Here is a 3572-nt window from a genome sequence, read left to right as displayed (position 1 = left end):
GATCGCTCAGGTCCATAAAATGCTCCAACCGGGCGGATGTTTCATCACCAGTACAGTGTGTCTGGGGGATACGATGGCTTGGTTCAAGCTGATTGCCCCCGTGGGTAAAGTCTTGGGACTTTTTCCGTTAGTCAAGGTCTTCACAGTAAAAGACTTAGAGACAAGTTTGACGGATGCAGGGTTTGAGATCGATTACCAATGGCAAGCGGGGGACTATCAATCACCCATCGGTAACGCCAAAGTCCTGTTCATCGTGGCGAAGAAGCCTGCATAAACGGCCATGAACATGACACTGGATCACGTTTTTATACTGGTTGAGCCGGACGCTAAGGTGGCTGATCGGCTGATTGAACACGGCTTTTGATACTCACGGGGTGTTGGCGTTGGCATCAAGGTGCGATCGCCTATCCATCCAATCAGCTCGTGAACATCTGATGGAAATCACGTTGGATCATCGTGCCCTGGGTCACACCCAAGACTTTCGACCTGCAATGCCACTCATTTTGCACTGGTAACTGTAGTAGAGTATCCAACTCATTCACGACTTTTTCTCGAACGCCACGAGGCAGGCAAGCTCTCAATAAGGAAGCGACATGGTTGTTCTAGTTGTACTACTCAGCGTATTTACTGTGACTTGGGGACTATTAGCGATCACCCAACGTCCCCGCCAGATTCGTATCGCTGGCTGTATTGCCTTTGCGGCTTTGTTTATCTTTACGGGAATCAGTCATTTTGCTTTGGCCGAAGGCATGGTGCAGATGCTACCTGAATGGGTTCCGGGGCGCTATCCGATCATTTACATGACCGGGATCATGGAAATTATTCTGGGACTTGGCTTTATATGGCCATCAGTCCGACGGATGAGTGGTCTATTGACACTGACCTTCTTGATTGCTGTACTTCCGTCTAATATCTATGCGGCCTTAAATTCCGTTGACTTTGGTGGAAATATTAACGGCCCTCGCTATCTGTTCTTTCGCATACCATTACAACTTTTCTTACTATGGTGGGTCTGGTTTATGGCGGTGCGTCGTTCTTAATTATTTCGATAGCTTGCAGTACTCAGGAATATTGAGGTTGGCCCTGTTTGCGATCTCGCGACTCTTCTGATCGGCTCAGTGACTCGTAAAGGACTGGGGCAAGCCTTGATGTCTCTGCGTTGGCAAAATCGAGGATACACCTCCCACCAGCTAGATACTTTCCTAGAAGCAGTAGGGAAGCTAGAGGAACACAGGGCCATCTAATTGCAGTTAAACGGCCTCTGGGATCACTGCACAAAGCTCAAGCGCATGACCATCGGGATCCTCGAAGTAGACCGATCTCGCTGGAATCCAGTCGTGTAATATGGGGCCTTCCACAACGACGCCATTGTTGCGAAGCTGCTGCGCGGCTTGCTCAATCTCGGACTCACCAACCATGAACGCAAGATGTTGAGCGGGCCAGGTGCCACAATCCTCTTGCAGGACGATCATCCCGGAGGTATCCCCCACCCGCAAGAATAGCCAGTTTCGCTGCTCGTCTCAGAGACCTACTTTCAATCCGAGAGTCTGGCAGTAAAACGCTTCGGACCGAGGAAGGTCATGTACACGAATAGCGACTTCGTAGACGCCGCGAATGGGAATCATCGGCTGTCTCCCTAGGGTACTTTTTGATCCTAGCAAGATCGTCTTGCGATTAACCGTTATGCTTTTTCTCTAGATTGCCAATCATAACTTGCTGCAAATCGACAAAATTGCGTGACAAGATCCTAGGTTTGAGACTGCCGCCATCGCACCCCAATTGTCCGCTGAAAATCTAAATCAGCGACGGGCACATAGACTATCCTCGGTATGCCTTGCCAATGGGGCATGACGCAAATCCCTAATCCCGCCTGAATCAACGAAATCACTCATTCCTCATGGCTGGCGCGATACACCACTTGTGGGTGAATATTCGCTGCATCCAACATCTGACATTCCTGGGAAAAAACTCACAGTTGACCCGATCAATAAAGCGCTGCCCATCTAAATCAGCCAAGCGCACCGAAGACCGCTGGGCAAAGGGATGGCGTTCCGGGACGGCCAGCATCAAGGGTTGCTGAAACAGCACTTTGGGTTTGAGGGGCTGGTGCAACTGTTCTTTCTCGTCAATGGCGGATTGGTGTTGGGGGCAGTGCTGTTGACGGACGACCGTCCGGTTGACCCCAAGTTGTCTTTGAACTGAGGGAGTGCGATCGCAAGATTTGCCTTCGCAATCACAACATCCAACTCCCACTTTTCCACTCATTCAAGTCAGGAGAAAAACTATGAATGCATCTCTGTACTATCTGGCGGCCAGTGGCATATTTTGTGTCCTACTCTGGATTCCCTATATCTTGAACCGGATCTCTGTCTGGGGCATTCCAGCCTTTGCCAGCAACTATCCCAGCAAAAAATTTCCTGCCGAGGCCCCGGCCATTCCTGTATGGGCAGAGCGCGCCCAACGGACGCATCTGAATATGGTTGAAACGCTGCCCGCTTTTGCAGCGGTGGTGCTGGCGGCGTATTTATCCGTTGACAGCAATACCATCGTCGCGATTTGGGCTGCCATCTTCTTTTGGGCACGGGTGTTTCACGCCAGCGTTTATATTCTCGGTGTGCCATATCTGCAAACCCCTCTATACTTGGCCTCTTGGGCAGCGGTATTGGCGATCGGGACTCAGGTTGTTTTCTAAGCACGCAGTAAGGTCATCAAAGCTATATTCCGGTGTAGGTAGTTCGCTAGAAGGTCTCCTTGGCATCTATAAACAGACCTACAGCCGATCTGTAAGCGTTTCATTCTGTAAACTCCCTTGACCGCGCCCAATAAGTGCATATACACTTATTCTAGAAAACAGCAAACTTTTAGCAGACCCATTGAGTACTGACAAACTTTCCCTTGAAGCTGCCTTAGTGGCGCGAGACTACTGTCTCTGCAATCACTTACGCAAAGCAGATCGGGTGATTCGACTAATCTATGATGAGGCTCTGCGCCCCCATGGGCTGAAGGCCACTCAGTTCACCCTCCTCAATGCCATTGGTTTACGGGAACCGATTAAACAAACCGTTCTCTCTGAAAAAATGGCCACAGATCGCACCACCCTCACCCGTAACCTAGCCTCTCTGGAACGACAGGGACTGGTTCAGTTCCAACCCGGTAGCGATCGCAGAGTCAAGGAAATCTCCCTCACCCCTCAAGGCCATCAACGCTTAGCCGAAGCCTATCCCCACTGGAAGGAAGCCCAAACCAAAACGGAGGAATTGCTCGGCACTGATCAAGTACACAAACTCCTCGCAGAACTCGACGACATTATCCGTAAGGTTGGGGATTAATTTTTTTCTCCAATACGTGTATATACACTTTATCTGTCCAGATTTTTTTATAATTTCACATCGAGGTAAATCCCATGAATACGCTGACAATTTTTGGCCTTCAACTCGTGCTCAGTCTGACTGTCTATAGCCTGATCGCCAAGTGGTATAGCAATTGAGGAGCTAGTTAGGACAAAATAGGACCATGTCTTTTCTGCCTATTTCAATGCCCGCCCCCTATAGCAATGACTTCCGACAAAAAGC

General features: G+C 49.7%; 6 protein-coding genes and 1 pseudogene. 4 read left to right on the top strand and 3 right to left on the bottom strand.

All coding sequences use genetic code 11. The annotated features are described in order from the left end of the window. Together Q0986_RS15365 and Q0986_RS15360 are read left to right on the top strand one after the other, a co-directional pair. Nucleotides 1-274, top strand: a pseudogene (locus Q0986_RS15365) (SAM-dependent methyltransferase); the annotation flags it as partial. A gap of 319 nt (nucleotides 275-593) precedes the next feature. Then, nucleotides 594-1040 (top strand): hypothetical protein, encoded by a 447-nt coding sequence (locus Q0986_RS15360; RefSeq protein WP_299412049.1) that lies wholly within the window; start codon nucleotides 594-596, stop codon nucleotides 1038-1040. Between the two features lie 210 nt (nucleotides 1041-1250). Here the strand turns inward: Q0986_RS15360 and Q0986_RS15355 are convergent, their stop codons facing one another. From Q0986_RS15355 to Q0986_RS15345, 3 genes are all read right to left on the bottom strand, one after another. Beyond that, a complete protein-coding gene (locus tag Q0986_RS15355; RefSeq protein ID WP_299412045.1) occupies nucleotides 1251-1490 on the bottom strand; it encodes a VOC family protein in 240 nt (79 codons plus the stop codon). A 257-nt stretch (nucleotides 1491-1747) separates the two neighbouring features. Beyond that, complete coding sequence (locus Q0986_RS15350) at nucleotides 1748-1888, bottom strand: hypothetical protein (protein WP_299412042.1); 141 nt, start codon at nucleotides 1886-1888, stop codon at nucleotides 1748-1750. Next, nucleotides 1885-2265 (bottom strand): hypothetical protein, encoded by a 381-nt coding sequence (locus tag Q0986_RS15345; protein WP_299412037.1) that lies wholly within the window; start codon nucleotides 2263-2265, stop codon nucleotides 1885-1887. The genes Q0986_RS15350 and Q0986_RS15345 overlap by 4 nt, the downstream gene beginning before the upstream one ends. Nucleotides 2266-2284: 19 nt before the next feature. Between Q0986_RS15345 and Q0986_RS15340 the strand changes: the two genes are divergently transcribed. After that, entirely contained in the window at nucleotides 2285-2692 is a 408-nt protein-coding gene (locus Q0986_RS15340) for an MAPEG family protein (protein WP_299412034.1), read from the top strand. Nucleotides 2693-2873: 181 nt separating this feature from the next. After that, nucleotides 2874-3329 carry a MarR family transcriptional regulator gene (locus Q0986_RS15335; RefSeq protein WP_299412030.1) on the top strand — a complete coding sequence of 152 codons (456 nt, stop codon included), beginning with the start codon at nucleotides 2874-2876 and terminating at the stop codon, nucleotides 3327-3329. Nucleotides 3330-3572: the final 243 nt, after the last annotated feature.

Source organism: Acaryochloris sp. IP29b_bin.148 (genome assembly GCF_028285565.1).
In the GTDB taxonomy this organism is placed as follows: Bacteria; Cyanobacteriota; Cyanobacteriia; order Thermosynechococcales; family Thermosynechococcaceae; genus Acaryochloris.
Note: the sequence above shows the minus strand (reverse complement) of the source record. Positions and strands in the feature narration are given on the sequence as shown.